Origin of the sequence: Rhodovulum sp. PH10, from assembly GCF_000293785.1 — a bacterium.
GTDB lineage: Bacteria > Pseudomonadota > Alphaproteobacteria > Rhizobiales > Xanthobacteraceae > Rhodoplanes.
In genome coordinates this window covers 21,811-47,193 of record NZ_AKZI01000007.1, presented here as the reverse complement: position 1 = coordinate 47,193, position 25,383 = coordinate 21,811, and the positions used below count along the sequence as shown (strand labels likewise).

At 70.0% G+C, this 25,383-nt stretch carries 27 protein-coding genes; 13 read left to right on the top strand and 14 right to left on the bottom strand.

The genetic code is table 11. The annotated features are described in order from the left end of the window. Positions 1-57 precede the first annotated feature (57 nt). The 3 genes from A33M_RS01025 to A33M_RS21980 all read left to right on the top strand — a co-directional run bounded on the left by A33M_RS01025 (position 58) and on the right by A33M_RS21980 (position 2,704). Positions 58-1,053, top strand: a complete 996-nt coding sequence (locus tag A33M_RS01025; RefSeq protein WP_040618775.1) for a branched-chain amino acid ABC transporter permease — start codon at positions 58-60, stop codon at positions 1,051-1,053. After that, positions 1,050-1,922, top strand: coding sequence for a branched-chain amino acid ABC transporter permease (locus tag A33M_RS21985; RefSeq protein WP_008382539.1), 873 nt, complete (start codon positions 1,050-1,052; stop codon positions 1,920-1,922). Before A33M_RS01025 ends, A33M_RS21985 begins: the two co-directional genes overlap by 4 nt. Before the next feature lie 233 nt (positions 1,923-2,155). Beyond that, a complete protein-coding gene (locus tag A33M_RS21980; RefSeq protein ID WP_008382538.1) occupies positions 2,156-2,704 on the top strand; it encodes a MarR family winged helix-turn-helix transcriptional regulator in 549 nt (182 codons plus the stop codon). A 177-nt stretch (positions 2,705-2,881) separates the two neighbouring features. Here A33M_RS21980 and A33M_RS25290 read toward each other — a convergent pair whose 3' ends face one another. Genes A33M_RS25290 through A33M_RS00995 form a run of 4 tightly spaced genes read right to left on the bottom strand, consistent with a single transcriptional unit; the run spans position 2,882 to position 6,684 of the window. Beyond that, a complete protein-coding gene (locus A33M_RS25290; protein WP_337459996.1) occupies positions 2,882-3,877 on the bottom strand; it encodes a xanthine dehydrogenase family protein molybdopterin-binding subunit in 996 nt (331 codons plus the stop codon). A gap of 20 nt (positions 3,878-3,897) precedes the next feature. After that, positions 3,898-5,292: a molybdopterin cofactor-binding domain-containing protein gene (locus tag A33M_RS25285; RefSeq protein WP_052026790.1), complete on the bottom strand. Its 1,395-nt coding sequence runs from the start codon at positions 5,290-5,292 to the stop codon at positions 3,898-3,900. Continuing rightward, on the bottom strand, positions 5,285-5,800 hold the full coding sequence (locus tag A33M_RS01000; RefSeq protein WP_008382535.1) for a (2Fe-2S)-binding protein: 516 nt from the start codon (positions 5,798-5,800) through the stop codon (positions 5,285-5,287). The genes A33M_RS25285 and A33M_RS01000 overlap by 8 nt, the downstream gene beginning before the upstream one ends. Next, on the bottom strand, positions 5,797-6,684 hold the full coding sequence (locus A33M_RS00995; RefSeq protein WP_008382534.1) for an FAD binding domain-containing protein: 888 nt from the start codon (positions 6,682-6,684) through the stop codon (positions 5,797-5,799). Before A33M_RS00995 ends, A33M_RS01000 begins: the two co-directional genes overlap by 4 nt. 330 nt (positions 6,685-7,014) lie before the next feature. On the opposite strand from A33M_RS00995, the gene A33M_RS23610 reads away from it, so the two are divergent. After that, positions 7,015-7,278 carry a hypothetical protein gene (locus tag A33M_RS23610; RefSeq protein ID WP_157223276.1) on the top strand — a complete coding sequence of 88 codons (264 nt, stop codon included), beginning with the start codon at positions 7,015-7,017 and terminating at the stop codon, positions 7,276-7,278. Positions 7,279-7,391: 113 nt separating this feature from the next. Here A33M_RS23610 and A33M_RS00990 read toward each other — a convergent pair whose 3' ends face one another. Next, positions 7,392-8,471 carry a biotin-dependent carboxyltransferase family protein gene (locus A33M_RS00990; protein ID WP_040618771.1) on the bottom strand — a complete coding sequence of 360 codons (1,080 nt, stop codon included), beginning with the start codon at positions 8,469-8,471 and terminating at the stop codon, positions 7,392-7,394. A 147-nt stretch (positions 8,472-8,618) separates the two neighbouring features. On the opposite strand from A33M_RS00990, the gene A33M_RS00985 reads away from it, so the two are divergent. The 3 genes from A33M_RS00985 (at position 8,619) to A33M_RS00975 (ending at position 11,540) form a co-directional block, all read left to right on the top strand. Then, complete coding sequence (locus A33M_RS00985) at positions 8,619-9,479, top strand: LamB/YcsF family protein (RefSeq protein WP_008382532.1); 861 nt, start codon at positions 8,619-8,621, stop codon at positions 9,477-9,479. A 652-nt stretch (positions 9,480-10,131) separates the two neighbouring features. After that, positions 10,132-10,998, top strand: a complete 867-nt coding sequence (locus tag A33M_RS00980; protein WP_008382531.1) for a xanthine dehydrogenase — start codon at positions 10,132-10,134, stop codon at positions 10,996-10,998. 89 nt (positions 10,999-11,087) lie between these two features. Further along, a complete protein-coding gene (locus A33M_RS00975; protein ID WP_008382530.1) occupies positions 11,088-11,540 on the top strand; it encodes a winged helix-turn-helix domain-containing protein in 453 nt (150 codons plus the stop codon). Here the strand turns inward: A33M_RS00975 and A33M_RS00970 are convergent. Together A33M_RS00970 and modD are read right to left on the bottom strand one after the other, a co-directional pair. After that, entirely contained in the window at positions 11,440-11,928 is a 489-nt protein-coding gene (locus tag A33M_RS00970; RefSeq protein WP_040618792.1) for a TOBE domain-containing protein, read from the bottom strand. The two genes, A33M_RS00975 and A33M_RS00970, sit on opposite strands and share 101 nt — an antisense overlap. Positions 11,929-12,068: 140 nt before the next feature. After that, positions 12,069-12,968: a ModD protein gene (gene modD / locus A33M_RS00965; RefSeq protein WP_008382529.1), complete on the bottom strand. Its 900-nt coding sequence runs from the start codon at positions 12,966-12,968 to the stop codon at positions 12,069-12,071. A 124-nt stretch (positions 12,969-13,092) separates the two neighbouring features. Here modD and A33M_RS00960 point away from each other — a divergent pair, with 124 nt between their 5' ends. From A33M_RS00960 to A33M_RS00945, 4 genes are all read left to right on the top strand, one after another. Next, on the top strand, positions 13,093-13,296 hold the full coding sequence (locus A33M_RS00960) for a TOBE domain-containing protein (protein ID WP_008382528.1): 204 nt from the start codon (positions 13,093-13,095) through the stop codon (positions 13,294-13,296). A gap of 164 nt (positions 13,297-13,460) precedes the next feature. Beyond that, the gene (locus A33M_RS00955; protein ID WP_008382527.1) at positions 13,461-14,447 is read left to right on the top strand and encodes an ABC transporter substrate-binding protein; all 987 of its coding nucleotides are present in this window, start codon (positions 13,461-13,463) and stop codon (positions 14,445-14,447) included. Between the two features lie 13 nt (positions 14,448-14,460). Next, positions 14,461-15,267, top strand: a complete 807-nt coding sequence (locus tag A33M_RS00950) for an ABC transporter permease (protein WP_008382526.1) — start codon at positions 14,461-14,463, stop codon at positions 15,265-15,267. Position 15,268: 1 nt separating this feature from the next. Next, entirely contained in the window at positions 15,269-16,069 is an 801-nt protein-coding gene (locus tag A33M_RS00945) for an ABC transporter ATP-binding protein (protein WP_008382525.1), read from the top strand. Between the two features lie 19 nt (positions 16,070-16,088). Here the strand turns inward: A33M_RS00945 and A33M_RS00940 are convergent, their stop codons facing one another. The 3 genes from A33M_RS00940 to A33M_RS00930 form a co-directional block, all read right to left on the bottom strand. Further along, positions 16,089-16,613, bottom strand: a complete 525-nt coding sequence (locus A33M_RS00940; RefSeq protein WP_202801745.1) for a DUF2478 domain-containing protein — start codon at positions 16,611-16,613, stop codon at positions 16,089-16,091. Positions 16,614-16,797: 184 nt separating this feature from the next. Further along, complete coding sequence (locus A33M_RS00935; RefSeq protein ID WP_008382523.1) at positions 16,798-18,177, bottom strand: ABC1 kinase family protein; 1,380 nt, start codon at positions 18,175-18,177, stop codon at positions 16,798-16,800. Positions 18,178-18,395: 218 nt separating this feature from the next. Continuing rightward, the gene (locus tag A33M_RS00930) at positions 18,396-19,535 is read right to left on the bottom strand and encodes an alpha/beta fold hydrolase (RefSeq protein ID WP_008382522.1); all 1,140 of its coding nucleotides are present in this window, start codon (positions 19,533-19,535) and stop codon (positions 18,396-18,398) included. Between the two features lie 497 nt (positions 19,536-20,032). Between A33M_RS00930 and A33M_RS00925 the strand changes: the two genes are divergently transcribed. Continuing rightward, positions 20,033-20,230, top strand: a complete 198-nt coding sequence (locus A33M_RS00925) for a hypothetical protein (protein WP_008382520.1) — start codon at positions 20,033-20,035, stop codon at positions 20,228-20,230. A 21-nt stretch (positions 20,231-20,251) separates the two neighbouring features. Here the strand turns inward: A33M_RS00925 and A33M_RS00920 are convergent, their stop codons facing one another. From A33M_RS00920 to A33M_RS00905, 4 genes are all read right to left on the bottom strand, one after another. Then, a complete protein-coding gene (locus A33M_RS00920) occupies positions 20,252-20,632 on the bottom strand; it encodes a toll/interleukin-1 receptor domain-containing protein (RefSeq protein WP_008382519.1) in 381 nt (126 codons plus the stop codon). Further along, positions 20,632-21,039: a toll/interleukin-1 receptor domain-containing protein gene (locus A33M_RS00915; RefSeq protein WP_008382518.1), complete on the bottom strand. Its 408-nt coding sequence runs from the start codon at positions 21,037-21,039 to the stop codon at positions 20,632-20,634. Before A33M_RS00915 ends, A33M_RS00920 begins: the two co-directional genes overlap by 1 nt. A gap of 1 nt (position 21,040) precedes the next feature. Continuing rightward, positions 21,041-22,873 carry a M3 family oligoendopeptidase gene (locus tag A33M_RS00910; RefSeq protein WP_008382517.1) on the bottom strand — a complete coding sequence of 611 codons (1,833 nt, stop codon included), beginning with the start codon at positions 22,871-22,873 and terminating at the stop codon, positions 21,041-21,043. A gap of 101 nt (positions 22,874-22,974) precedes the next feature. Next, positions 22,975-23,655: a class I SAM-dependent methyltransferase gene (locus tag A33M_RS00905; RefSeq protein WP_008382516.1), complete on the bottom strand. Its 681-nt coding sequence runs from the start codon at positions 23,653-23,655 to the stop codon at positions 22,975-22,977. Between the two features lie 180 nt (positions 23,656-23,835). Between A33M_RS00905 and A33M_RS00900 the strand changes: the two genes are divergently transcribed. After that, the gene (locus tag A33M_RS00900) at positions 23,836-25,365 is read left to right on the top strand and encodes a sigma-54-dependent transcriptional regulator (RefSeq protein WP_008382515.1); all 1,530 of its coding nucleotides are present in this window, start codon (positions 23,836-23,838) and stop codon (positions 25,363-25,365) included. Positions 25,366-25,383: the final 18 nt, after the last annotated feature.

The window sequence follows — 25,383 nt, the reverse complement described above, 5'->3', positions numbered from 1 at the left end:
TCCGGCGATCGCCCGCCGTGGCGTGTGCCCACGGGCGATCGAGAGAGGGATCCCGCAATGAACGTCCTCAGATGGTGGTCGGGGTTGCTGGTGGCCTTCGGGCTGCTGATCGTGCTCCGCATCTTTCTTCCGCTGCCCTTCAACAACGAGATCGTCATCTTCGCGGTCTACGTGATCGGCTGCAACTTCCTGCTCGGCCGGGTCGGCTTCATCTCGTTCGGCCAGCCCGCTTATCTCGCGATCGGCGCCTACGGCACCGCCTTCTATCTCTATTACGTCGGCACCAACCCGTTGGTCGGCGTTTTGATGGGCATCCTGGCGGGCGTCGTGATCTCGACGATCGTCGGGCCGCTGTTCGTCAGATTGCGCAGCGACTATTTTGCTCTCGTCAATCTGGCGCTCGCCATCATCGTCTTCTTCATGATGCAGAAGGTGCTGGCGGACTGGACGTTCGGCGACGACGGGCTGTGGTTCCTCACCAACATGGATCCGACGCCGGTGATCGACATCACGAGGCCGGCCGGCTTCTACGTGTTCGCGCTGTTCGTCGCCTTCCTGGTGTGGGCGCTCTACAAGTATCTCGACGACTCGATCTTCGGCGCCTGCTGTCTCGCCGCCAAGATCAACGACGACAAGGTGCGCTTCCTCGGCTACAACAACTTCCACATCCGCCTGCTCGCCTTCGTCATCGCCAACACCACGACTGCGCTCGCCGGCGCGCTCTACGCCGTCTATCTCGGCTTCGTCAGCCCGGAGATGACCAGCGCGGCGCGGGCGGCCGATCCGGTGGTGGTCACCATCCTCGGCGGCGTCGGCTCGCTCTACGGGCCGCTGGTGGGTGCGATCGCCTACACCGGCATGAAGGATCTCATCAGCCAGGCGATCGGCAACTGGGAGCTCGTGATCGGTTTCCTGCTGGTCTTCATCATGCTGGCCGGCGAGAAGGGTATCTGGGGCTCGCTCGAGCCGTTGCTGAAGCGCCTCGTGTCGCGCGAGCGGCCGGCCGCCGTCGCCGGTCCCGCCACCACCGATGCTGGAGTCGAAAGCCGATGATCGATCCTCACCTCCTGCTGTCCGGCGTCATTTTCGGCCTGAGCATGGGCAGCATCTTCTTCCTCATGGCGATCGGCCTGTCGCTGTGCTTCGGCCTGATGCGCATCATCAGCCTCGATCAGCTGCTGTACTACGCGATCGGCGCCTATCTCACCTACACGATCTCCTCGCTGGTCGGGAACGTGTGGATCGGGGTGCTCGCCGGCGTCGCGGTGTCGGGCCTCACGGCGTTCCTGATCGAGCGCTTCGTGTTCCTGCGCATCTATGCGCGTGACATCACCTTCTCGATGATCACGTCGTTCGGCATCCTGATCGGCGGCATCGGCGTCATCAAGGCGATCTGGGGCCTGGTGCCGCGGCCGGTCGAGGTGCCGATCGAGGCGCAGATCAATCTGCTCGGCACCGAGATCCCGATCTATCGCCTGGTGGTGATCGCCATCGCGATCGCGGTCTATTGGGGGATCTGGCTGTTCCTCAACAAGACCATCATCGGCAAGGCGATCCGCGCCGGCATCGAGGACGTCGAGCACGTCGAGGGTCTCGGCATCAACGTCTACCGGCTGTTCACGCTCACCTTCGTGATCGCCGGCGCGATGTCCGGCCTCGCCGGCGGCCTCAACGCGCCGCTGATCATGGTCGATCCGAACATGGGGCTCGAGATTCTGGCCTTCGTGTTCATGGTGGTGATCATCGGCGGGCTCGGCAGCATCAAGGGCACCTTCGTCTCGGCCTTCCTGGTCGGGCAGGTGGTGTCGATCGGCTCGCTGATCTACGCGCCGCTCGCCCAGATGGCGCCGTTCGCCATCATGCTGCTGATCCTCCTGATCAAGCCGACCGGCCTGTACGGCAGCGCGATGCTCAAGCGCTGAGGCGCCGGCTCGCCGTCGCGCACGGTACCACGGCCGGGGCACGCCCCGGCCGTTCGCGTTTCCGCCCGGTGCCGCGCCGCGTCCGGCCCGGCGGTGCTGGAAATGTTCCGCCCGGCACGTTAGGAAAACCGCCGAGGCAACCGGAGGGCGCGCGCGACGCGCGCCGGGGCGGCCCGGACCTGCCGGAGCCCGCGGCTCTCCCGCCGTAGCCAGGCGGGAGGCGAGGAGGTGCGATGACGGACGACGACGCCAAGGTGGTCGGCGCGCTCGAGCAGGAGTTCGCCTTTCTCGCGCGGGCGCTGGAAGCGATCAATCGCAAGCGCACCTATCCGATGGAGCGCGCCCATTACCTCCTGCTGCTGCGCCTCGAGGACGGGCCGGCGAGCATCACCACGCTCGCCACCGGGCTGGCGCTCGACGATTCCACCGTCACCCGGCAGGTCGCCGCGATGGAGGCGTTGGGGCTGGTGAAGCGGGTCGCCCATCCGGCCGACCGCCGCAGCGCGCTGATCGAGCCGACCGCCGAGGGCCGTGCCCGCGCCGCCGAGATGCGGGCGGTGCGGATCGAGCGGATCGGCGCGCTGTTCGCCTCCTGGGCGGCGGCCGACCGCGCCGCGCTCGCCGACTATCTCGGGCGCGTCAACGGTCTCCTCGCCGACATGCTGCGCCGCCTCGATGCCGGCGCGGCGGACGCGCCGGCCGCCGGGGGACAGGGCGCGGGTGGGCAGGCCTCGGGTGCGCCGCTGACGGGCGCGCGCGAGGACGACGCGCCGCGCGGATGAACGCGGGGCGCTCGCCCCCTCCTGGCGCTGCGCGCTCGCCCCGCGGCGCTGCGTACCAGCGGGCGGACGAGTGCGCTTCGATCCGACCGACGCAGGGAACAAAAAAACGGCGCCGTTCGCACGGCGCCGCCAGTCGAGAGAGCGGCCGTCTGACGCGGCCTCGAATGTCGGTTCCGGTCAGGCCGGAATCTGCTTCTGCTCGGCCGCCCGCTTCGCCTTGATGGCGGCGAGCACGCGCTCGGAGGTCGCCGGCAACGCGGTGATGCGCACGCCGACCGCGTCGTAGATCGCGTTGGTGATGGCGACCGCGGTCGGCACCAGGCTCGGCTCGCCCACCGCCTTCGCCCCGAACGGCCCGGTCTCGTCGTAATTCTCGACGATGTCCTCGTCGACGTCGGGCATGTCGAGCGTGGTCGGGATGATGTAGTTGGTCAGGTTCGAGTTGATCTGCTTGCCGGTCTTGTCGAACAGGATCTCCTCGTAGAGCCCGAAGCCGAGCCCCATGTGGACGCCGCCGTCGATCTGGCCTTCGACCAGCATCGGGTTGATGGCGACGCCGCAGTCGTGCGAGGCGGTCACCCGCAGCACCTCGACCTCGCCGGTCTCGTCGTCGACGTCGACCTCGGCGATCTGCGTCGCATAGACGTAGGTGCCGAACGGCTTGCCCTGGCCGGTCTCCGGATCCATCGGGATCATCGGCGGGTTCCACATGGCCGAGCCGATCGGCGGGGTGCCGACGTCGTTGTAGGCCTTGTAGGCGACGTCGCCGATCGCCGCGTTGCGCGACGGGAAGCTCTTCACCTGGATCTTGTGATCCTTGGCCTCGAGCATGTCCGGCTTCACCCGCAGCATGCCGGCCGCCACGTCGAACAGCATCTCCCGTGCCCGCTCGGCGGCGAGCCGCACCGCGTTGCCGGTGATGTAGGTGGTGCGGCTGGCGATCGCGCCGGTGTCCATCGGGCAGGTGTCGGTGTCGCCGGAGACGACGTGAATGTCGTTCGGGGCGATGCCGAGCGCCTCGGCGGCGATCTGCGCCATCACGCCGAGCGAGCCCTGCCCGGTCTCGACCGTGCCGGTGAGCACCACCGCGGTGCCGTCCTCGTTGATCTTGACGACCGCGCCGCTCGGATTGGCGTATCCGGTGAAGCCCACCGGATACCACATGCTGGCCAAGCCACGTCCGCGATGCTTCATCACCGCACCTCCCAACCGAACTTCTTCACGGCGTTCTGCAGCGACTCGGCCACCTTCACGCTGTGCAGCACCTGGCCCGTCGAGGTCATCGAGCCGTCGCGGAAGAAGTTCTTCATCCGCAGCTCGATCGGGTCGATGCCGAGATCGCGGGCGATGTCGTCCATCTGCGATTCGTAGGCGAAGCACACCTGCGGGGCACCGAACCCGCGCATCGAGCCGGCCGTCGTCTTGTTGGTGTAGACGACCTGCCCCTCGATGTGGGTGTTCGGGATCACGTAGGGGCCGGTCGACAGGATGCACGCCTTGCCGAGCGTGGTCTCGCTGAACGAGCAGTAGGCGCCGCCGTCCAGCACCATGCGCACCTTGCGGGCGATGATCTTGCCGTCCGTGGTCACGCCGGTCTTGTAGTCCATGTAGAAGGCGTGCCGGATCGTGCTGGCGATGAACTCCTCGACCCGCGTGAAGCGGCCCTTCACCGGGCGGCCCGCCTTCTTGGCGAGCAGCGCCAGCACCGGCTCGTGACGGATCTCGTTCTTGCCGCCGAAATTGCCGCCGACCACGGTGCCGATCACCCGGATGCGGCTGATCGGGATGCCGAGCGTGCGGGAGAGATCGACGCGCGCCAGCGTGATGCGCCCGATCGAGGCGTACACGGTGAGGCGGCCGTTGGCGTCCCAGTCGGCGATCGAGGTGAACGGCTCCATCGGGGCGTGCTCGATGCCCGGCGTGTAGTAGCGGCCCTCGTAGATCCGGTCGGACTCGGCAAATCCCTTCTCGACGTCGCCCTGGCGGATCACCTTCCTGGCATAGACGTTGGTGTCGCCGCCATGCACCTTGTGGGAGCCCGGCTCGAGCGCCTGGAGCGCGTCGTAGACGCCCGGCAGCGGCTCGTACTCGATCTCGATGGCGTCGATCGCGGCTTGCGCGATCTGCTCGGTCACCGCGGCGACCGCCACCACGCCGTCGCCGGCCTGGCGGACGATCGGGTCGGCCAGAAGCGGTTGGTCGACGATCGAGGTGCCGAACACGTTGGTCGGGATCTCGCTGCCGCGCAGCACCGCATGGACGCCCGGCATGGCTTCCGCCTTGCTGGTGTCCATCCGGACGATGCGGGCGGAGGAGATGCCGGCCCGCTTGATCTTGGCGTACAGCATGCCCGGCAGGGCGATGTCGTCGATGTAGCGGGTCAGGCCGAGGCCGTGATTGCGGCTGTCGGGACGCTGCGCCCGGAGGCCGACCGCGTGGGTCTGCTCGCCGACCTGCGGAACCAGCGGCGGGTCGAGCGGCAGCGAGGTCGGCGGCGCCACCACCGGCAGGCGGAGGGCTTGGTCGCTCCGGCGAAGGGACTCGGTCGCGACGTGGTCTTTTTCGAGGACGTCGAGAACGTCAGCCATGCTTCTGCTCACCTTTGCTCGCGGCGGGAAGGGCGGGGGTCGGCACCGACCGCATCGTCTCGGCGACTTCCTGGATGCCGTCGATCATCTTCACGTAGCCGGTGCAGCGGCACAGATTGCCGGCGAGAGCGTTGCGGATCTCCTGCTTCGACGGCGCGGGATTCTCGTCGAGCAGCGCCTTGGCGCTGAGGATCACGCCGGGGCCGCAGAAGCCGCATTGCAGTGCGCCGGTCTCCTCGAACACCTTCTGGAGCGGATGCAGGCCCTCGCGGGTCGCCAGCCCCTCGATGGTGATCACGTCGCGGCCGTCCGCCTGGGCGGCCAGCATCAGGCAGGCGTTCACCGCCTTGCCGTCGAGAATCACGGTGCAGGCGCCGCAGTCGCCGATGTCGCACCCGGTCTTGGCGCCGGTGAGGTTCAGATACTCGCGCAGGAACACGAGCAACGTGGTCTCCGGCGGCACCTCGGCCGACCGGGTCTCGCCATTGACGGTGAGGGTCACATTCACGATGCGAGCTCCTTTTGGTTCGGCGTCGCACGCCCGAGGGCGGCCACCAGGCAGCGTTTGACCAGCACGGCGACCAGGTCGCGCCGATACTCCGCGCTGGCGCGGAAGTCGGTGATCGGCTTCGCCTCGGTGGCGGCGATGCGGCCGGCCTCGGCCATCGCCTCCTCGGACACCGGGCGGCCGGCGAGATAGGCCTCGGCCTTCGGGGCCCGGATGACCACCGGCGCCACCGCGCCGAGCGCGATCCGCGGCTCGGAGAACAGGCCGTCGTTCATCCACGCGCTGGCGGCGGCGTTCACCAGCGCCAGCGCCTGGCCCTTGCGCAGGCCGAACTTCTGGAAGCCGGTCGGCTTGTTCAGGTTCTCCTTCGGGACCAGCACGTCGACCAGCAGCTCGCCCGGCTGCAGGCTGGTGCGGCGCGGGCCGACGAACAGCTCGGACAGCGGAATGGTGCGCCGGCCGGCGGGGCCCGCGATCGTCACCTGCGCGTCGAGGGCGAGCAGCGTCGGCCCGGAATCCATCGACGGCACGCAGGTCATCAGGTTGCCGCCGAGCGTGCCGAGATTGCGCGTCTGGTGAGCGCCGATCACGCCCGCCGCATCGGCCAGCGCCGGCATCACCTGCTGCACCACCGAGGACTCGATGATCTCGCCGTGGGTGGTGATGGCGCCGATCCGCAGACCCGCGTCGGTCAGCGAGATGCCCTTCATCTCCTTCACGCGCGAAACGTCGACCACCACCTCGGGCGGCGGGTGCGGCGAGAACTTCAGATCGGCGAGCAGGTCGGTGCCACCGGCGAGCACTCTTGCGCCCTTGCCGTACTGGGCGAGCAGCGCGACCGCGTGCTCGCAATCCTTGGCCGCGACGTATCCGAAAGGTTTCATGCTGTACCTCGGCGATGGGGCCGGCCCTGCGAGCCCTCGTCGTGCGATGTCTCCGGCACCCGGCGCCGGAACGAGTGGAGCCGTCGGAGTGGTGCCGAACCCTGGGTGCGCGACCTCGACGGACTGACGGCCGACAGGATCAATCACCACAAGCTGCATATTTTCTAACGTACGGACAACCCGTGAGATCACGGCTCGGGGGTTCCGCAAATGCAGGCCTCCGTCCGGCGGGTTCTCCCGCATTGTAAAAAGGCATTGTATTACAGGACTTTCAAAGCCTCGTCACAACTTGTGCCGCAGCGGACCATGTGTTGTGCCGTCGAATGCACGATGGTCGCTGCACTGCGTGACGGTGTTCTGATCAGTTCGCTGCGAATGCGTGCAATGCAAAAAGCGGGTGCGATGCCGAAATATGCGTGCGCTGCAGCGGTTCGCGCGGCGAGCGCGCATCGCGAAATGCACCGGCCGGCGTCGCCGCAGTGCGGCGTCTCGGGTCGCCGCGGCCGCTCGGTTGCGGCTGCGCAACGCAGCGCGTGTCGCGCCGGACGTGAGAAGATCGCGCCGCGCCTTGATGAGAAAGTGCAGGCGAGGTGAAGAGAGTGTGAAGCTCCGGGAAACTTCGTATCGATTGCACGATACAGATATTTATCACGTCGCCGGGGATCGCCGCTCGGGCGAGCGTGCGGTTCGCGAGCGTGCGGCGCGCATCAGCTCTCCTCGGGGCCGGCGCACATGTCGAGAAAGCCGCCGATCAGATTGACGCTCGAAAGCCGCGCGGCGAGATCGGCGGGGGCCGCCTCCACCAGCCTCTCTTTCAGTCCGTCGATGGTGGCGATCAGCGCGCGGCGCGCGGCGACCGCGGTCGCGCGGTCGACCCGCTCGAAGCGCACGGTGGCGCCGGGCGCGAGCCGGCCGAGCCCCGGCAGGTCGGCCGAGACGACGGTCGCGATCTTGGCGTAGCCGCCGGTGGTCTGACGGTCGGCCAGGAGCACGATCGGCAGGCCGCTGCCCGGCACCTGCACCGTGCCCGGCGCAATGCCGTCGGTGACGATGTCGACAGTTCCACGATGGGCGATCGCCGGCCCCTCGAGCCGCATGCCCATGCGGTCGGTCGCCGGCGACACCACCCACGGTGTCGAGAGAAAGGTCTCGATGCCCTCGGGGGTGAAATGGTCGGCCTGCGGGCCGAGCATCACCCGGCAGCGTTCGGGGGCGGCGAGGTCGAGGTGCCGCAGCGTCAGCTCGGTCCGCTCCGGGGCATCCGCGGCGGCGAGCGCCAAGCAATCGCCGGCGGCGATCGGGCGGCCGGAAAAACCGCCGAGCGCGGCGCGCGGCAAGGTCGAGGCGCTGCCGAGAAACGGCGTGACGGCAAAACCGCCTTCGACCGCAAGATAGCCGACCGTGCTGCCGGTCAGCCCGCCGATGCGGATCGTCTGGCCGCGCACGAGGCGGACGCTGGCGAGCGGCGGCAGCCGTCGTGCCGGTGCACCGGGGTCCGACGACGACGACGACAAAAGCTCGAGCGAGGCGGCGCCGCCGGCATAGGCGATCCGCACGCTCTCCGCCTCGACACGCAAGGTGGGCCCGAGGAAGCTGATCTCCAGCGCGCCGGTCTCAGGCGGGTTGCCGACCAGAAGATTGGCCGCGGCGAGCGCCACCGGATCGAGCGCGCCCGACACCGGAATGCCGAGCCGCTGCCAGCCGGCCCGTCCGAGATCCTGCAGGGTGGTGCGTGGCCCCGGAGCGATCACGGCCAAAGCGGGGGCGGTCTCTGAAACGTTTTTCATGCAGGTCCGTTGCGGCGAGGCGGGCCGTGAAAAGCCCCGGGCGCTCTCGACAAGCACCGGTGCCTCGCGTTCATCTAGCGGCGTCGGGCGCGGCTCGGCAAGCCCGCCCGGCCCTCGCGTCCGCGCGCTCTGGAGAAGGACCCGTCCATGGTGTTTTGCCCGGCCCCCGTTCTGCCCGCCGCTTCCGGTCCCCGCATCGACCTCAATGCCGACGTCGCCGAAGGCTTTGGCGCCTGGGACATCGGCCACGACGCCGAGCTGATGGAGATCGTCACCTCGGCCAACGTCGCCTGCGGGTTCCATGCCGGCGATCCGGTCACCATGCAGCGGCTGTGCCGGCTCGCGGCGGCCGCCGGCGTCGCGATCGGCGCGCATCCCGGCTTCAACGACCTGTGGGGGTTCGGCCGTCGCCGCATCGAGATGAAGCCCGCCGACATCGAGCCGATGGTCGCCTACCAGATCGGCGCGCTGCAGGCGATCGCCCACGGCGTCGGCCGCCCGGTGACGCACGTGAAGGCGCACGGCGCGCTCTACAACATGGCGGCGGTCGATCCGGCCTATGCGACGGCGATCGCGCGGGCGGTCAAGGCGGTCGATCCCGCGCTGGTCTTCGTCGGGCTGGCCGGCTCGGCGCTGATCCGGGCGGGCGAGGAGCAGGGCTTGCGGGTCGCCCGCGAAGCCTTTGCCGACCGCCGCTACCAAGACGACGGCACGCTCGCGCCGCGCGCCATGCCGGGCGCCGTGCTGACCGAGCCGGAGGCGGTGGGCCGGCAGGCGGTCGGCATCGTGCTCGAGGGGGCGGTCACCTCGGTCGGCGGCCGGCGGGTGGCGGTCGCCGCCGACACGCTGTGCATCCATGGCGACGAGCCGACCAGCGTGACGGTCGCCCGCGCCACCCGCGCCGCGCTCGAGGCCGCCGGGATCGTGGTGGCGCCGGTGGTGGCGCCGGCGCCGGTCGTGCCGGCGCTCGCCGACGACGCCCCGCCCGGGCTCGACGCGACCGCGTGAGCGTGTCGTCGGTCTCGCAGTATTCAGTTGAAGTCGCGGCGGCCGCCGAGGTCTCCGCCGTCGTCGCCGGGCCGGCCTAGGCCGCGACCCGGCGATCCATCACACCGAAAACAAAGACGTTTTTTGATTTCGATGGATGCGCGGGTCGAAGCCCGCGCATGACGGACGCTTGCATTCGAGGCGATGCGTGCAGTCCCGAGCGCAAAGCGGGGGCCCGGAAACGCCCAGGCCGGGAAAAGAAACGCTGGGTTCCTGCTTACGCGGGAACGAGCGGGTGGGGCGGCGCTCGTCGTGAGTGACATGGGATCGAGCGGTATGGGCCGATCTGCAGGCCGTGGCCGTCATCCGACATCCTGTCGCAACTGCGACAGGCCGAAAGCTGTATCATGTAGGATACAGCACAGGCGGCGCGGCCGGGCCCATTCCTCCGCGCGGACGGCGCCCGGCCGGGGCGAGGGGCCGGCCCGGCGCAAAGCCGACAAATCCCACACAAGCCGTTGAACGACCGTCGCTTCGCGCCGACCGGTCCGCCGTGACACCGGCCCGGCGGCAGCTCGTCGACGGCGCGCCGCGGCGTCCTCCGCCTCTGGCCTGCGGCTTGCTCTTCCCAACGAGAACGCCGGGGCGCTCCCGCCCGCCCGAGGATCCGACCATGACCAAAATCGCGCGGTTCGGCCGCCGTCCCCTCGCCGTGGTGCTCGGCACCAACGAGATCGCCTCCGCGGTCGCGGTGCTCCTGCATCGCGCCGGCCACGCCGTGGTGCTGGCGCACGACCCGCACCCGCCGGTGATCCGGCGCGGCATGGCGTTTCACGACGCGCTCTACGACGACGCGGTCGCGGTGGAGGAGGTGTCCGGCCGGCGCGCCGACCATTGGATCGACCTCGCGCCGGTGCTGGCGGTGCCCGACACGGTGGCGGTGACCCGGCTCGGCCTGCTCGACCTGATGGTGCACGCCCCGGTCGACGTGCTGGTCGATGCCCGCATGCACAAGCATGCGGTGACGCCGGATCTGCGCCATCTCGCCCGCGTCACCGTCGGCCTCGGGCCGGGCTTTCGCGTGTGGGCGAACTGCGACATCGCGGTGGAGACCCGGCCCGCGGTGTCGGGCCGCGTGGTCACCCGCGGCACCACCGACGCCGCCGACGGCGTGCACAGCCGGCTCGGCGGGGTGGGCGGCGAACGCTTCGTCTATGCGAAGGTGCCGGGCCGCTGGCGCAGCCCGGTGGAGATCGGCGCGCGCGTCTTCGTCGGCTTTCCGATCGGCCATCTCGATGGCACGGTGATCGCAGCGCCGATGGACGGCATTTTGCGCGGGGTGGTGAGGGACGGGCTGGAGGTGCCGGCCGGCGTGAAACTCCTGGAGATCGATCCACGCGGCCGGGCGGCCAAATGGCGCGGGCTCGACGAGCGGCCTCGCCGCATCGCCGAGGCGGCGCTCGCCGCCGTGCAGGCGCGCAACGACGCGGCCCCGGCGCTTGCCACCGGCGAGGCTCTGGCCTACGCAAGAGAGGCGTGATCTTTCGCACGGGGCCGACTTCTTCGGGCGGCTGCCGCGAAACCCTCCGCCTCGAAACCCCCGAGGCAACGTCGGACTTTTGTTGGACGATGACCGCCACCGCAAAGCCGGAGCCCGTCGAAGCGCTCGCCACCACGGTCGAGCTGCGCGTCGGCTTTGCGAACGGCGGCCGGCTCGATCCCGAGGACATCGCGCTTCTGGAGACCATCCGCCGGGTGCGCTCGATCCTCGGCGCCAGCCGGGCGGTCGGCTCGTCCTATCGCAAATGCTGGCTGATGGTGGACGCGCTCAACCACACCTTCGAGACGCCGGTGGTGGAGACGTTCCCCGGCCGGCGTGGCGGCGGGGCCGAGCTGACGGCGTTCGGCGAGCGGCTGATCGCGCTCTATCGCTCGCTCGAGCGGCAGGCGAGGAAGAGCGGCGCCCGCACGCTGGAGGAGCTCACCGCGGCGCTCGACCCGGATTTCTCACCACGGGCCAGCGGCGCGGCGTCGGCAGATCGGACGGACGAACCGCCGCGTTCCCGATCGCAACGGACTTGATCATCGCCCAGGCCCGCAGGCCGGGCTCGAGCGCGAGGCGCTCGACCGATTCCCAGGTCACCAGCGCATCGAGCAGCGTCGTGCCGAGGTCGAACCGCACGCGCGCGAACGGCGCGTCGAGATGCACCACCTCGACGATGGTCCCGGGCAGGCGATTGGTGATCGACACGTCCATCGGCCGCGACAGCGCCACCGACACGTCGCGCGCGTCGATCGTCACCGCGACGCCGGAATCGATCGGCCCCGCCACCATCGGCACCCGCAATTCGCCGTCGCCGAAATAGAGCGTCGACATGCCCCAGTCGGGGTCGTGGCGCAGCACCCGCGCGTGCAGCGTGGTCGAGAAGGCGACAGGGCTGGTCTGAGACGGGGCGGAGTCGGGCGACATGGCGCGCCACCATGCCAGAAACGCGCCACCGCCGCGACCTCCGGTGTCGCCCGACGCGATCCCGACAATCACGTATCCGGGGACCGGCGACGATGGGCCGGGCGACGGGGCGGACCGGCAACGGAGGCCGCGGGCGATCTTCAGCCCTGCGCCGGTTTCTTGTCGCGCTCGAAGAAGCCGATCGGCGCGGTGGTCTCGAACGGCGCGATGCGCACCTGCACGTCGCGCGGCTTTGCCGTGTAGGGCGCCGACGTCACCAGCACGCGGGCGCCGGACGCGGCATAATCCGCGGCATTGTCGGGATTGATCCCACCCGCCGCGGCGACCACCGTGGAAAGCCCCTTCTCGCGCAGCGCGCCGACCAGCGCGGCGATGTCCTCCGGCGAGAATTTTTCCGCCTGGATCACGTCGGCGCCGGCCTCGGCCCAAAGAAGCCCTTCGGCGACGTCGGCGACCTCGACCACCACCTTCTTCTCCGGCACCGCGCGATGCAGCTGCGCCACCGCCGCGGCGGGCGACAGGTCGCCGAGAAAGCGGCGATGCTCCTCGAACACCAGCACCGTCTCCGACAGGCCGAGCCGGTGCGGCACCGCGCCGCCGGCGAGGATCGCACCGATCGACAGCGCTTTTGCGCCAGGCACCGTCTTTCGCGTGCAGGCGACCGCGACGTCGGGCGCGACCGCGCGCGCCGCCTCGACGATGCCGCGGGTCACGCTGGCGATGCCGGAGGCGATCTCGATCAGCGTCTGCGCGACCTTCCAGCCGCGATGGAGCGACAGCGCGGTGCCGCGCGCCGACAGGATCGCGTCGCCCGCCTTCAGCGCCGTGCCGGAGGAGGCCCACAGCTCGACCGTGCAGCCCGCCCGCGCCAAAAGCCGCCCGGCGTCCTCCGCGCCGGCCAGCACCATCGGCGCCCGCGCATCGAACGTCATGCGGCCCGACATCTCGCCGATGCCCAGCGCGTGGGTGGTGAGATCGCCGAGCGGCACGTCGTCGGCGAGCAGGGCATCGAGGGCGGAATCGGTGAGAAACGGGAGCATGAAACCTCCGTCAGAGGTATCGAGGGTCGGGGCGACTGCACGTATCGCGACGTGCTATATACGACTCGTCACATCATGGAAGCCTCCGGCGCAGTGCCGGCGGCGGGACTCGGAAGGAGAGCCCATGAAGATTTCCGCGCGCAACGTGATCGAGGGAAAGGTGCTCGAGGTGCACAAGGGCGCCACCACCTCCCATGTGCGGATCGACATCGGTGGCGCCGTCATCACCTCCTCGATCACCAACGAGGCGGTCGACGAGCTGGGCTTGAAGGTCGGCCAGACCGCATACGCGGTCATCAAGGCCTCGGACGTGATGGTCGGCGTGTGACGACGCGCAGACCCTGAGGCGCCGCGCGGGACACGCGGGCGCCCCCCGCGTGTCCCGTGTCTCGTGCCTCTGCGCGCGAAACACCGAGGTGGCGGGAAGCGATGGTCAAACCTGTATCATGGTGTATATAACTCGTCGCCCCTTTTCTCGCGACGAGACGTTCCATGATCCTTTCCCGACGCACCCTCCTCGAAGGTCTTCTCGCCGGTGGCGCGGCCGCCGCGCTCGGCTCGCCCCTGCTGGCGGAGCCCGCCCGAAATCTCGACATCCTGTGCGCCCCGAACGCCGCCAGCATCGTGCTGGTGCGGCTGCTCGACAATGGCGGCCTTTCGGCCGCCGCGCCCGGCGCGACCTTCCGCCTGTGGCGTGACACCGACGAGCTGCGCGCCGGGCTGGTGTCGGGCCGCTCGCGCCTGATCACCACGCCGAGCCACGTGCCGGCGAACCTCGTCAATCGCGGCATGCCGATGCGCGCCCTCGCGGTGATCAGCATGGGCCATCTGTCGATCGTCTCGGCCGACGACACGGTGAAGAGCTTTGCCGACCTGCGCGGCAAGGCGCTGGTCGGCTTCTTCCGCAACGACATGCCGGACCTCACCTTCCGCGCGATCGCCAAGCGCGAGGGGCTCGACCCCGACACCGACATGACCATCACCTATGTCCGCAATGCGATGGAGGCGGCGCAGATGGTCGCCTCCGGGCGCGCCCAGACGGCGATCCTGCACGAGCCCTCCGCCACCGCGGCGATCATGCTGGCCGAGAAGGAGGGCCGCACGCTGCGCCGCGTCGTTTCGCTGCAGGAGATGTGGGGCAAGCATTTCGGCAAGCCGCGCATCCCGATGGCGGTGGTGGCGCTGCACCAGGATCTGATCGACGAGTCGCCCGAGATTTTGGCCGCGCTGCGTGCCGGCCTCGCACCGGCAAAGGACTGGGTGCTGGCGAACCGGCAGGAGGCGGCAAAACTCGCCGAGGCGAAGATGGGCATCAAGCAGCCGGTGTTCGTCGCCTCGCTCGACCATTTCCACATCGACGTGGTGTCGGCCAAGGCGATGAAGCCGGAGCTCGAGACCTTCTACGGCGCCATTCTCGATCTGCAGCCCGCCGCGCTCGGCGGCAAGCTGCCGCCCGACGCCTACTATCTCGATCTGTGACGGCTTTTCGCCCGTGACGCCGTCCCGCCTCGCTCGTGTCGCCCGCCTCTTGCTCGGCCTCGCCGGGCTCGCCGCGCTGGCGCTCGCCTGGGAGGCGGGACACCGCGCGTTCGGCCCGTTCGTGCTGCCCTCGCCGGTCGAGGCGGCGGACACGCTGATCCGCCTCTTTGCCGACGGCATCGCGCTGCCGGCGCTGCGGGTGACGGTCGCCAACGCCCTCGGCGGTTTTTTGGCGGGTGCCGTGCTCGGCACCGCGCTCGGCGTGCTCGCCGGGCTGTCTTGGCCGGTCGGGGCGGCGCTGCGGCCGGTGATGACCATCACGCTCGGCGTGCCGCCGATCGCCTGGGTGGTGCTCGCGCTCCTGTGGTTCGGACCACAGGGTGGGGCGCCCGCGTTCACGGTGCTGGTGACGGCGATGCCGATCGTGTTCGCGGGCGCCGCCCAGGGCGTTTGCGCCCGCGATCCGAAGCTCTCGGAAATGGCGCGGGTCTATGGCGCGCCGCCAATGCTGAGGTTGCGGGCGCTGCTGCTGCCGCAGCTGCTCGATCACCTCTTGCCGGCGCTCGCGACCGCGCTCGCCTTCGCCTGGAAGGTCTCGGTAATGGCGGAAGTGTTGGGCGGCGGCACCGGGATCGGCGGGGCGATTGCGGAGGCGCGCGCCCATCTCGATCTGCCCGAGACGATGGCATGGATCCTATTGGTCGTGCTGCTGCTCCTGGTGTTCGACGGGATTTTGCTGTCGCCGATCCGCCGCCGGCTCGCCGAGCGCGGCGAGGGAGCGTCACGGCCGGCTGCGGCCCGTCCGGTCGGGGCGGGCTGAGATGCTGCGCTTCGACAAGATCTCGCTCGGCTTCGGCGACGGGCCGGTGCTGAAAAATTTCTCGCTCGAGGTTTTGCCGGGCGAGGTGGTGGTGCTGCTCGGCCGCTCCGGCTGCGGCAAGACCACGCTGCTGCGGCTCGCCGCCGGGCTGTTGCGGCCGGATGCCGGGCGGGTCGCCAACGGTTTTTCACGCACCGCCGTGGTGTTTCAGGAGCCGCGCTTGCTGCCCTGGTCGAGTGCCCGTGAGAACGTCGCCTTCGCGCTCGCCGCCCGTGGGGTGCCCCCGGCCGAGCGGGACGCGTGCGCAAAAGCGCTGCTCGCGCGCTTCGGCTTTGCGGCGGCGGACATGGAGAAGCGGCCCCTCGCGCTGTCGGGCGGCATGCAGAGCCGGGTGGCGATCGCCCGCGCGCTCGTGGTCGAGCCCGACCTCGTGCTGATGGACGAGCCGTTCGCCGCGCTCGACATCGGGCTTCGCCGCGATCTTCAGGACCTCGTGCGCGAGACGGTCGAGAGCACGCGGCGCGCCGTGCTGTTCGTCACCCACGACGTGACCGAGGCGGTGCGGCTCGCCGATCGCCTGGTGGTGCTGTCGCCGCGTCCGGCAAAGATCGTCCACGAGGCGCGCACCGTGCCGGTCGTCGATCCGGCAAGAATCCACATGGCCGCGGCGGCGCTGCTCGATCGTCCGGAGGTGAGCGGCGCGCTGATGCTTTCCGGCCGCCCGCCGGCGGCGACGCCGGTGGAAGAGGGGTATGCGGAGATGCCGGCGGTGCCGGACTGCGTGTCGGGCGCAGCCGGGTGATCGGTCAGACGACGATCGGTCAGACGACCGCGGGCGGGGGCGAGCCCGCGGCGGCGCGAAGCGCGTCCCACCACGCCTCGAGCGCGGCGTCGTCGGCCGAAACCGCCACCGCGAGCGGCCCGGCAAAGGCGTCCCACGGCTCGGCGAGCGTGGGGGCGACCGAGGTCACCACCGGCAGCTCGGCGGCGATTGCCGCCTGAAACGCCTCGGTGAGGCCGTGGCGGTCCGCCTCGATCTTTCCGAACTTCGAGAGGATCACGAGATCGGCGCCCGCCGCGATCGCGGCTTGCACCAGCCCGCAGGCGGCGGCGAGGCCGGAGGAATCGAGATTGCAGGCGGTCGATTCTCGGCCGAGATTCTGGCTGATCGACACCCGCTCGCCGGTGGTGAGGCAGCGCAGCGTCAGGCGTTCGCAGCCTTCCGCGCAGCCTTCCGATTCCTCCACCACGCCGGCGATCCGAAAGCCTTCGCGGCGGCGCCGCTCGGCGAAGGCGGCGAGCACGCGCTGGATCTCGGCCGTCGTGGCGCCGCTCAGGGCGGCCACGGGAGCCGGCGGCTCAGCCGGCGCGGCGACCACCGGATCGGGCGCGGCACGGGCGGCTGTCGGAGCGAGAAGATCGGCCATGGCCGGCGATGCTATGTCTCCGGCACTACAGGTACAAGGCGGGGGATTGCTTATCCGGCTGCCGGTGGTCCGGGTACCCGTACGGCGCCCGGCCCGGCTGCGCTCACGATTGCCGCACCGAAGGCACCGGCGGCTTGAGGCCGACACCGGCGAGTGCCGCCCGCTGGCGCTCGGCCAGCTCCTCGACCGCGAAGTGCTCGATCGCCTCGTTGAACAAATTGTGGAAGTTGAGCTTGGCCTGGAGGTGCAAAAACACCCCGCCGAGGCCGATCGCCGCCCGGTCCATGAACACGAACTCCTGCGGGATCGTGACCGGGCCCTTCTCCTTCAGCGCCTGATGCACCACGAACGCCTCGCGGCGGCCGTACTCGGCCGGCTTCACCCCGTCGGCGATGGTGCGCACGCGGTCCTCCATCACCGGACCGAAGATGAACCGCGCCCAGATGTTCAGGACGTCGATCAGCTCGTTGGTGAGCCCGCGAAAGCCCCACGCCTCGTAGCCCTGGACGATCAGGTCGCGGTCGTTCTTCAGGAGGCCGTGATAGAGGTCGACCACGCCGCTGACGAAGCCCGGCGGGAAGATGCGGATGCAGCCGTAATCGAGCAAATTGATGCCGGCCGGCGCCCCGTCGTCGCCCGCGAACGCGGTGTAGTTGCCGAGATGCGGGTCGCCGTGGATCACGCCGAACCGGCTGAACGGGTACCACCAGGCGCGGTAGAGCGCGGCGGTGAGGCGGTTGCGCACCTCGATGTCGGCGCTCTTGAACTCGAGCAGCTTGCGCCCCTCGAGCCAGTCGAGCGTGATCAGCCGCTTGGTCGACAGCTCCGGCCACACGTTCGGCACGCGGATCTCGGGCGCGTCGGCGAGCACGGTCCGGTAGAGCGCGACGTGCTTGGCCTCGCGCTCGTAGTCCAGCTCCTCGCGCACCCGCGACGCGATCTCCTTCAGCATCTCGCTGGTGTCGATCGCCGGGTCCATCCGCCGGTGGATCGCGAACAGCCAGCCGAGCTGCTGCAGGTCGGCCTCCACCGCCGACTGCATGTCGGCATATTGGAGCTTGCAGGCCAGCGCCGCGCCGGAATGGGCTTTCGCACGATGCACCTGGCCGAGCGAGGCGGCGGCGGCCGGATGGTGCTCGAAGCTCGCGAATTTTTGCTCCCACGCGGCGCCGAGCTCGGCCTGCATGCGCCGCTTGACGAACGCCCAGCCCATCGGCGGAGCCTCGTTCTGCAGCTTGGCGAGCTCGGCGGTGTATTCGGGCGGCAAGAGGTCCGGGATGGTCGCCATCAGCTGGGCGACCTTCATGATCGGGCCCTTGAGATTGCCGAGGGCGGCGGCGAGCTCGACCGCGCTCGCCTCGCGGTCGCTCGCGCCCATCAGGCGCGTCGCGGCCATCCGGGCGGCGACGCCGCCCACATTGGCGCCGACCCGCGCATAGCGGCGGGCTCGGGCGGTGAAACGGTTTTTCTCGAGATCGTCCATGGCATCCATCGACCGGGGCCCTGGATATAGGAAGGCCTTTTCGCCGCCGCCACCGGTGCGTGGCGCAGTGTCGGAGCCGTGATCGGGGCATCCGGCGACGTGCGGCATGCGCCCCGCGGCGTGCGGGCGGTCCCGGCGAGCCTGGGGGGCGGGCCGAGGGGAGGCCGAGGGGAGGCCCAGGGAGGGGCCCAGGGACAGGCCCGGGCCGCCGGGCCGGGTCACGGGGCGGGGGCGGTCTCGGGCGTCTCCGGCCGGTCGAGCCAGGCGGTCACCTGCGGCCACGTCTCGGCGAGCGTGCGCCGTCCCATGAACAGGCCGAGATGGCTCGCGGGCGCGACCAGCATGGCGCGATCCTCCGCCGGCGTGCCGAGCTTGCCGGCGATCGCGAAGACTTGCGCCGGCACCACCACGGTGTCGTCGGCGCCGGCGAGCAGCAGCACCGGCAGGCGCACCGCCGCGAGATCGATCCGCCGGCCGAGCGCGACGAACCGGCTCTCGGCGAGGCGGTTCTCCTTGTACAGCCACTCGACGACCTCGAGATAGTACACGCCGGGAAGGTCGACGGTGACCTCGTACCAGTCCTGGAAGCGGCGCAGCAGCGCCTCCGCCTCCGGGGCGAGCAGGAGGGGGGCGAGCGGGACCGGCTCGTCGCCGGGCGGCAGCTGCAGGTCGCGCTCCAGCGCCTCGGTGGGCGTCGGCGCCGGCCCCCACAGGCCGAGCACCATCTGCCCGAGCAACCGCCCGCCGCCGAGCCGCAACAGCTCGACGAAGGTCGAGACCGGGGTGCGCCTGGCGACCTGCGACAGCGCGGACTCGCCGGCCGTGAGGTCGAGCGGCGCGCCGGCGATCACCAGCCGCCGCACCTTTTCGGGGAAGCGGGCCGCGTAAAGGAGCGCCATCCAGCCGCCCTGGCACAGCCCGACCAGATCGACCGGCTCGCCGAATTCGTCGATCGCCACATTGAGGTCGGCGAGCAGGGTGTCGGTGGAGAAGAGACGCATCGACGGCGTCGCCGAGCGCCACTCGACGACATGCAGGTTTTTGCGCCCGGCGCCGCGCAAGGATTGGACCAGACTATGGCCCGGGGCGAAATCGGCGACGGTGCCGGCGTGCAGCGCATAAGGCGCACAAATCACCGTCGGCCGGCCGGACGCGCCTTGCGAGAAATCACGCAGCCGCAGCGACGGCAGGTCGAGCGTCACGCGGTTGGGGCTCGCCCAGTCGGGCAGCTCCGGCATCGGCCGGCGGGCGGTGCCGGAGGTGGCGGCGAGCTCGCGCAGAAAGGCGGCGGTCGCCTCGCCGGCGGACATCGCCGCCAGCACCGGCAACAGGAACGCGGAGGAGAACGGCGGTCCCATGGGTCACCTCGGCTCGTGTCGGCTCGGTTCGCGGCGGCGCGGCTCGTGTCGGTGTCGGCTCGTGGCACCGAGGCTCCCGCCGGCTCGACCCGTATCGGCGCGAGATGCCTCGACGCGACACACGTCGGCTCGCGACGTTTTGCCCCGCTTTCGCCGACCCGCTCCTGCTTGCGCGTTCGGCTCGTTCGTCCGGTCGGTGTGCCCGGGCCACGGCGTGCGCGCTGGGGTAGAGCTTTCGGCCGGCGATTGCGACCGCAGGTTACGCCGGCTGCTGCCGACTCACAAGACGACGGTACCGGCGGTCCCCGACGCGCACTTTCACGCCTGTAGAGAAAGCGGCGGGCGAACGGCGGGACGCAGGGCATCGCCGCGGTGCGGGGGTGGGGGCATACGCGGCCGTCCGGGTCGCCCCGGCGGTGCGGATCGGCTATCGTGCGTTTTTGGTCGGCCGCCCCTCGAGGGAAAAAGGCCGGTGAGGGGAAGGCGGGAGAGCTGCGATGGGTTGGATCGTCACCGGCAAGGACACCGCGGGGGCATTGTCGCTGAAGCGCGACACCGCCACGGCCGCCGTCAAGAAGGCGCACGAGCTGATGGCCGAGGGCGTCGTCGAGGTCGAGATCACCGATCCGCACGGCCGCTGCTACGGCCCGGCCGAGTTCGAGGCCTTGGCCGCCTCCACCGCCGCGGTGGGGTGAGGCGGGAGGTTCGGCCGGGCCTCACTGCCCCTTCAGCAGTGCCCGGACGTGGCGCACGAGGTCGGGCAGATCTTTGGCCGACACCGGCTGAAAACGGCCGAAATCGATGGCGTCCGACACGTCGTTGGTGACGGCCACCACCGGCTTGTCGAGCGCATCGGCGGCACCGACCTCGAACGACACGTTGTTGCTGCCCGGCGTCCCGGTCGGCGGAACGATCGCGATCATCACGTCGGCATTGGTCAGGGCGGTTTTCAGCGCATCGAGGCTCGGCCCGTCGGTCGGGGCAGCGATCGTGTCCGGGCGGGTCACCGTCAGGCCGGCTTCCCCGAGAGACCGGGTGATCTCGTCCGCGAGCGCACGGTCGGCCGAGGCGTAGGACAGGAAGACATGCGCGCCCATCACGACACTCCCTTCACCCGTTCGGCCAGCTCGGCGACATAATCGTCGAACTCGTCCAGGAGCACCACGTTACGCGACGTCAGGCAGGCCCGCCCGCCCTTCTCGACGTCGATCTCCGCCAGCGTCACACCATACAGGACGGCGACGATCCGCTTGTCCAGGATCCATGCCGCGCCGATCTCGTTCCAGACCCAATTCCTCGTGACCGACCAGGGCGTGATCAGCGCGACGAGTTCCTCGCATTTCGGCAATAGCTCGCGAATGCGATCGTCGATCCGGTCCCCTTTCTTGACGTCGAAGATGTCGACGATCGGCTCCGCTCCGGCGTCGTGACGGATTGCGCGGGCGAACTGCCGCGCGATCCACCGGTCGTGCCAGCCGTGCGAGACGAAGACGTGATAAGCCATCTCATGGAGAGTGCTCCATCGCCTCCAGCTCGTCGATCATTTTTGCGATCAGGCCGAGGCCGCCCTGCCAAAAACCGGGGTCGCGGGCGTCGAGGCCGAACGGGGCCAGAAGCTCGGCATGCGGCTTGGTGCCGCCGGCCGCCAGCATCGCGAGATAGCGCTCGGAAAACCCTTCGTGGGCGTTCTGATAGACCGCGTACAGCGCGTTCACCAAGCAGTCGCCGAAGGCATAGGCGTAGACGTAGAACGGTGCGTGGACGAAGTGGCCGATATAGGTCCAGAACGTCTCGTAGCCGGCCGACAGCTCGATCGCCGGCCCCAGGCTCTCGCTCTGCACCTTCATCCAGATCTCGCCGATCCGGTCGGCGGTCAGCTCGCCCTCGCGGCGGGCGGTGTGGATGTCGCGCTCGAAGGTGTAGAACGCGATCTGCCGCACCACCGTGTTCAGCATGTCCTCCACCTTTCCGGCGAGCATCGCGCGGCGGCGCTTCGGGTCCTTGGTGGCGGCGAGCAGTTTTTGGAACGTCAGCATCTCGCCGAAGACGCTGGCGGTCTCGGCGAGCGTCAGCGGGGTCGGCGCCATCAGCGGGCCGTTCTTCGCCGCGAGCACCTGATGCACGCCGTGACCGAGCTCGTGGGCGAGCGTCATCACGTCGCGCGGCTTGCCCTGATAGTTCACCAGCACATAGGGGTGCGCCGACGGCACGGTCGGATGCGCGAAGGCGCCGGGCGCCTTGCCGGGGCGGGTCGGTGCGTCGATCCAGCGGTTCTCGAAGAAGCGCTCGGCGATCTCCGCCATCGTCGGTGAGAACGCGCCGTACGCCTCCAGCACCGACGATTTCGCCTGCTCCCAGGGGATCGTGCGCATCGGCACCTTGGGCAGCGGCGCGTTGCGGTCCCAGTGCGCCAGCCGCTCCTTGCCGAACCATCTCGCCTTCAAGGCATAGTAACGATGCGACAGCCGCGGATAGGCGGCGCGCACGGCAGACACCAGCGCTTCCACCACCTCGCGCTCGACCCGGTTGGCGAGATGGCGCGAGTCGGCGATGTCGGCGAATCCGCGCCAGCGGTCGGAGATCTCCTTGTCCTTGGCGAGCGTGTTGAGGATCAGCGTGAACGTCCGCAGATGCTGTCCGAAGGTGTCCGCGAGCGCGCCCGCGGCGGCGGCGCGGGTCTTCTCGTTCGGGCTCTGCAGGAGCGTCAGCGCGGGCTCGAGCGGCAGCGTCTTGCCCTGGACCTTGAAGCGCAGGCCGGCGACCGTCTCGTCGAACAGCCGGTTCCACGCGGCATAGCCGGTCACCGACTTCTCGTGGAAGAGCTGCTCGACCCGGTCCTCGAGCTGATACGGCTTCTCCTTGCGCACGTCCTCGATGAACGGCCGATAATGCCCGAGCGCGGGATCGCCCATCGCGGTCTCGAGCAGCGCGTCGTCGATCCGGTTCAGCTCGAGCGAGAAGAACAGGAGATGCGACGAGGCGGCGGTGATCTGCTCCTGCACGTCGCCGTAGAACTTCGCGCGCACCGGGTCGGTGGTGTCGCCGGCGTGGACGAGGCCCGCATAGGAGATCAGCCGGCCGAGCAGGTCGTCGAGCGTCTCGAGCCCCTCGACCGCCTCGGCGAGCGTCTTGCCCGCATCGGCGGCGGCGGCCATCTCGGCGAGGCGGCCCTTGTACTTCTCCTCGAAGGCGATGCACTCGGCACGCGCCCGCGCGAGGTCGCCCCGCACCTCCGGAGAATCGATCGCCGGATAGAGGTCGGCGAGATTCCATTCGGGCAGCGCACCGAGCGCGGCCTCGGTCTTCTTCGGAGCGGTGCGGGCAGGCGAATCGGCCATGCGGAAATGTCCTTTGCAGCGATGACCACCAGGGTTCGCCGCCAAAGGTAGGCATCGCGGCGCCGAATGGCAAAGCCGCGCGACCCTCGGCCGCTCGCGGCTCAGGCGGCCGCCGGGCCGGGGCCGGGCTCGGGAAGCTCGGCGGAGCGGGTCGCGGCCGGCTTTTCGAGCAGCAGGCTGTAGCCGAACAGGTTGCCGAAGCAGCGGCGGTCGGAAAAGCCCGCGGCGTCCGCCATGTCGCGCAGCCGGCGGATTGCGACATAGTGCGGATCGAAGGTGCTCTCGGCGATCACCAGCCGGCCGCCCGGCTTCAGCGCGGCGTAGAGCGCCGGCAGCACGGCGGCGTTGTCGGGGATCTCGCCGAGCGCCATCACCATCACCGCGCCGTCGAGCGAGTTCGGCTCGAGCTTCGCCTGCCGCAGGTCGGTGGCGAGCCGGCGGATGTTTTCCACGCCCTCCCGCGCCGCCTTCGCCTCGAGCTTTGCGAGCATCGCCGGCTGCACGTCGATCGCCAAAATCTCGCCGCCGGGGGCGACCGCGCGGGCGAGCGGCAGCGTCACCCGGCCGGGCCCGCAGCCGATATCGGCGATTGTTTCGCCCGGCTTCGGCGCCAGCCGCTCCACCACGTGCGCGGCGCGGGTGAATTTCGCCAGCGGGTTGTCGCGCTCGACGACGAAGGAGAAGGCGGCCGGGCAGGGCAGCAGCGCGCGGCGGGAGAGAAAGCCCCAGCCGACCCAGCCGGCGACGGCCAGCAGCACGAGAATCACCAGCGCAGTCGTCATCGTTTTCCTCGCATCGCCCGGTCGGAGCCGGCCCGGCCGTGCTCCGACGGTAGCAAGATACGCTTCCCCTGCGAGATCCGCGAGAGACCCATGCCGAACGCGGCCGGGGGTAACAGCCCGTTAAGGCTGATCTGGACTAATGCTCCAAATCGGGACAGTCGTAACCAGGCCGGAACCGCGATGGCGGAGCGCGTACTCATCGTCGACGACGACCCCGTCCAGCGGCGGCTGCTCGAGGCGATGGTCGAGAAATTCGGCTTCGTGCCGGCGACTGCCGACGGCGGCGACGCCGCGCTGGCCCTGCTCGCCGATCCCGACGCGCCGGCGGTCGACGCAGTGGTGCTCGACCTCGTGATGCCCGACCTCGACGGCCTCGGGGTGCTGGCAAAACTGCGCGATGCCGGCCTGTCGCTGCCGGTGATCGTGCAGACCGCGCACGGCGGCATCGACAACGTCGTCTCGGCGATGCGGGCGGGGGCAGTCGATTTCGTGGTGAAGCCGGTCGGGCCGGAGCGGCTTCTGGTGTCGCTGCGCAACGCGCTCGCCACCCGCGCGCTCGAGGGCGAGCTGTCGCGCATCAAGCGGAGCCGCGACGGGACCCTCACCTTCAAGGACGTGATCACCCGCAGCCCCGCGATGCGCAGCGTGATGCGGGCGGCGGAGAAGGCGGCCGCCTCGCACATCCCGGTGCTGATCGGCGGCGAATCCGGCGTCGGCAAGGAGCTCTTTGCCCGCGCCATTCATGGCTCCGGCGAGCGGCGGGCAAAGCCGTTCGTCGCGGTGAATTGCGGCGCGCTGCCGGAGACGCTGGTCGAGTCGATCCTGTTCGGCCACGAGAAGGGCGCCTTCACCGGCGCCTCGGAGAAGCACGTCGGAAAATTCGTCGAGGCCTCGGGCGGCACGCTGTTTCTCGACGAGGTGGGCGAGCTGCCGGCCGCCGCCCAGGTGAAGCTTTTGCGGGCGATCCAGGAAAGCGAGGTCGAGCCGGTCGGCGGGCGAAAGCCGGTGAAGGTCGACGTGCGGCTGATGTCGGCCACCAACAGGGATCTGATCGCCGATGTCGGCGCCGGCCGTTTTCGCGAGGACCTGTTCTATCGCCTGCACGTGTTTCCGATCACGCTGCCGCCGCTGCGGGCGCGCGCGGAAGACATCCCCGATCTGGTCCGCCACTTTCTCCTGCGGTTCGCCGCCGAGGAGGGGAGGCGGGTGCGGCGGGTGTCGGCCGAGGCGGTGGCGATGCTGACCGCCTATCCGTGGCCCGGAAACGTCCGCCAGCTCGAGAATGCGATCTTCCGTGCCGTGGTGCTCGCCGAAGGCGAGGAGCTGGGCGTCTCGGAGTTTCCGCAGATCGCCGCCGCGGTCGCGCGGGGCGAGGGCGCTCTGCGGGTGCCCGCGGCGGAACCCGCCGACGCCGCTACCGCTCCCGCGCCGGTCGTGGCGGCGCCGCGAATCACGGTGGGGGCGGTGACGATCGAGGAGGAGGCGCCGGCGCCGCCGACGCTGCCGCTGCTCGATGCCGATGGTAACGTGCGACCGCTCGAGGACATCGAGGCCGACACGATTCGCTTCGCGATCGCCCGCTATGGCGGCCAAATGACCGAGGTCGCTCGCAAACTCCGGATCGGCCGGTCGACGCTTTACCGCAAGTTGGAGACGCTCGGGCCGGCGCCCGCCGATCGAGACGGGGCGTCCGACGTGGCTCTGCGGTGACAGGGGTCGCGAAAACAA